The sequence below is a fragment of the Thauera aminoaromatica S2 genome (genome assembly GCF_000310185.1).
GTDB classification, from domain to species: Bacteria; Pseudomonadota; Gammaproteobacteria; order Burkholderiales; family Rhodocyclaceae; genus Thauera; species Thauera aminoaromatica.
The window spans coordinates 1-3572 of record NZ_AMXD01000224.1; the positions used below are offsets into that span (position 1 = coordinate 1).

The 3572-nt window shown below is 70.4% G+C and carries 4 protein-coding genes; all 4 read left to right on the forward strand.

The window, feature by feature from the left end; translation table 11 throughout:
- A partial coding sequence (locus C665_RS18850; RefSeq protein WP_004327072.1) for a RodZ domain-containing protein occupies positions 1-467 on the forward strand: 467 nt, incomplete at its 5' end.
- A 10-nt stretch (positions 468-477) separates the two neighbouring features.
- Complete coding sequence (gene ispG, locus C665_RS18855; protein WP_004327074.1) at positions 478-1737, forward strand: flavodoxin-dependent (E)-4-hydroxy-3-methylbut-2-enyl-diphosphate synthase; 1260 nt, start codon at positions 478-480, stop codon at positions 1735-1737.
- A gap of 59 nt (positions 1738-1796) precedes the next feature.
- Positions 1797-3092 (forward strand): histidine--tRNA ligase, encoded by a 1296-nt coding sequence (gene hisS / locus C665_RS18860; protein ID WP_004327075.1) that lies wholly within the window; start codon positions 1797-1799, stop codon positions 3090-3092.
- A gap of 2 nt (positions 3093-3094) precedes the next feature.
- A partial coding sequence (locus C665_RS18865; RefSeq protein ID WP_211207597.1) for a YfgM family protein occupies positions 3095-3572 on the forward strand: 478 nt, incomplete at its 3' end.

Genomic DNA, 3572 nt, shown 5'->3' on the forward strand with positions numbered 1-3572 from the left:
CGGCCACGAGCGAGCCGGTGGCCACGCCCGCTCCGCTGGAGGCGAGCGCGCCCGCGGCGCCGCACGCCAGCCCGGTGGCGATTCCCGCTGCGGTGGGTGCAGGCGTCCCGGTGACCCCGCTCGCCGCGCCGGCGAGCGCAACGCCCCCGGCCTCAGCCTCGGCCATCGTGTCTCCCGTGGTGCAGTCGCCGGCCCAGGCGGCCACCCCCGTCGCCGAGGAAGGTGCCGGCGGCAACCGCCTCAGCTTCCGCTTCGGCGGCGACTCCTGGATCGAGGTGCGCGACGCCAGCGGCACCATCCTGCACTCCGGCACCAACCGTGCCGGCAGCAGTCGGGTGGTCCAGGGCACGCCGCCCTTCCGCCTGGTGGTGGGCAACTCCGCCAACGTCGTGCTCGAGCAGGACGGCAAGGCGGTCGATCTCGCAGCCCACACCCGCGGCTCCGTCGCCCGCCTGACGCTTCCCTGATCCGAACGCCATGAATCCCCGACACGAACTCCAGCCGATCGAAGCCCGCCCGCTCGCCCGTCATCGCACCCATCAGGTGCGCGTCGGCAAGGTGAGGATCGGCGGCGAAGCCCCGGTCGTCGTGCAGTCGATGACCAATACCGACACGGCCGACGTGCTCGCCACCGCGATGCAGGTCGCCGAGCTCGCCCGCGCCGGCTCCGAGATCGTGCGCATCACGGTCAACAACGAGGCCGCGGCGGCGGCGGTGCCGAAGATCCGCGACCGCCTGCTCGCGCTCAACATGGACGTGCCGCTGGTCGGCGACTTCCACTACAACGGCCACAAGCTGCTCACCGACTTCCCGGCGTGCGCCGAGGCGCTCGCCAAGCTGCGCATCAACCCGGGCAACGTCGGCGCCGGCCGCAAGCGCGACCCGCAGTTCGCCGCGATCGTCGAGCTTGCCTGCCGCTACGACAAGCCGGTGCGCATCGGCGTGAACTGGGGCAGCCTCGACCAGTCGGTCCTTGCCCGCATCATGGACGCCAACGCCAAGCGTGCCGAGCCGCGCGACGCCGGCGCGGTGATGCGCGAGGCGCTCGTCGTCTCGGCGCTCGAATCCGCGGCCAAGGCCGAGGAATACGGCCTCGGCCGCGAGCGCATCATCCTGTCGGCCAAGGTTTCCAGCGTGCAGGACCTGATCGCGGTGTACCGCGATCTCGCCCGGCGCAGCGACTACGCGCTGCATCTGGGCCTCACCGAGGCCGGCATGGGCAGCAAGGGCATCGTCGGCTCCACCGCCGCGCTCGCCGTGCTGCTGCAGGAAGGCATCGGCGACACCATCCGCATCTCGCTCACCCCCGAGCCGGGCGGCAGCCGCACCCAGGAGGTCGTGGTCGCGCAGGAGATCCTGCAGACCATGGGCCTGCGCGCCTTCACCCCCATGGTGACTGCCTGCCCGGGCTGCGGCCGCACCACCAGCACCTTCTTCCAGGAGCTCGCCTCCGGTATCCAGGACTACGTGCGCGCGCAGATGCCGGTGTGGCGCGAACAGTACGACGGCGTCGAGAACATGACGCTGGCAGTGATGGGCTGCGTGGTCAACGGCCCGGGCGAGAGCAAGCACGCCAACATCGGCATCTCGCTGCCGGGCACCGGCGAAACCCCGGCGGCGCCGGTGTTTGTCGACGGCGAGAAGGTCGTCACCCTGCGCGGCGACAACATCGCTGCAGAGTTCAAGGCGCTCGTCGACGATTACGTCGCCACCCGCTACGTGAAGAAGGGCGCCTGAGCGCCGCAACGAACAACGACCGTCGCGCGCGAGCGCGCGGCACAACCGAAAAGAACCACATGAGCCAGACCTTGCAGGCCGTGCGCGGGATGAACGACATCCTGCCGGCCGACGCCGAAACCTGGGAATACTTCGAAGACATCGTGCGCGACTGGCTGCAGAGCTACGGTTACCGCCCGATCCGCATGCCGCTGGTCGAGCCGACGCCGCTGTTCAAGCGCGCCATCGGCGAGGTCACCGACATCGTCGAGAAGGAGATGTACTCCTTCGAGGACGCGCTCAACGGCGAGCACCTCACGCTGCGCCCCGAAGGCACGGCCTCCTGCGTGCGCGCCGCGATCCAGCACAACCTGATCCCCGCGGGCGGCCCGCAGCGGTTGTACTACTACGGCCCGATGTTCCGCCACGAGCGTCCGCAGAAGGGCCGCTACCGCCAGTTCCACCAGATCGGCGTGGAGGCACTCGGCTTCGCCGGAGCCGATACCGACGCCGAGCTGATCCTGATGTGCGCGCGGCTGTGGGAGGACCTCGGCCTGGAGGATGTCGCGCTCGAGATCAACTCGCTCGGCTCGCCCGAGGAGCGCGCGCAGCACCGCGCCGCGCTGATCGCCCACCTCGAGCAGCATCAGGACAAGCTCGACGAGGACGGCAAGCGCCGCCTGTACACCAACCCGCTGCGCATCCTCGACACCAAGAATCCCGAACTGCAGGCGATCGTCGAAGCCGCGCCCAGGCTCGCCGACTATCTCGGCGACGAATCGAAGGCGCACTTCGAGGCGGTGCAGGTCTTCCTCAAGGACGCCGGCATCCCGTATCGCATCAACCACCGCCTGGTGCGCGGCCTGGACTACTACAACCGCACGGTGTTCGAGTGGGTCACCACGCGCCTGGGCGCGCAGGGCACGATCTGCGCCGGCGGGCGCTACGACGGCCTGTTCGAGCAGCTCGGCGGCAAGCCGCAGCCGGCCGCGGGCTTCGCGATCGGCATCGAGCGCCTGCTGCTGCTGTGGCAGGCCTGCGGTGGCGAGGCCGAGCGTCCGGTACCCGACGTGTATGTGGTGAGCGTGGGCGAGGCCGCGCAGCGCCTCGGTTTCCGCGCCGCCGAGACCTTGCGCGAGCACGGCTTCGCGGTGCTGATGCATTGCGGTGGCGGCAGCTTCAAGTCGCAGATGAAGAAGGCCGACGCCAGCGAGGCGCCGGTGGCGATCGTGATCGGAGAGGACGAGGCCGCGGCGGGGGAGGTCGGCCTCAAGCCCCTGCGCGTCGCGGGCGCCCAGCAGCGCGTGGCGATCGACGACCTGGTCGAGGCGATGGCCGCGCTGATGTTCCCCGAAGAAGAAGACGAAGAGGTTTGATGATGGCGGTCTACGATCTCGAAGAGCAGGAACAGATTTCCGAACTCAAGGCGTGGTGGGCGCAGTACGGCAACTTCGTCGTCACCCTCGCGGTGGTGGCGGCGCTCGCCTCGGTGGGCTGGCAGGCCTGGAACTGGTACCAGAGCCGCAATGCCGGCGAGGCCGGTGCGCTGTACTACGCGGTGCAGCAGGCGGTGGAGAAGAACGAGCCGCAGAAGGCCCGCGAGGCGGCCGGTCGCCTGGTGAGCGAGCACGGCGGCAGTGTAGGCGCCCAACTCGGCGCGCTGCTGTCGGCGGCGATGCAGTTCGAGTCCGGCGACCTCGCCAACGCGCGCGCGCAGCTCGAGTGGGCGGCCGACAAGGGCAGCGACCCCGCGCTGCGCGAGCTCGCACGCCTGCGTCTGGCGGCGGTGCTGCTGCAGGCGGGCGAACTCGACGCCGCGCTCGCCCGCCTGCAGGCCGCGCCCTCGGCCGCCTACA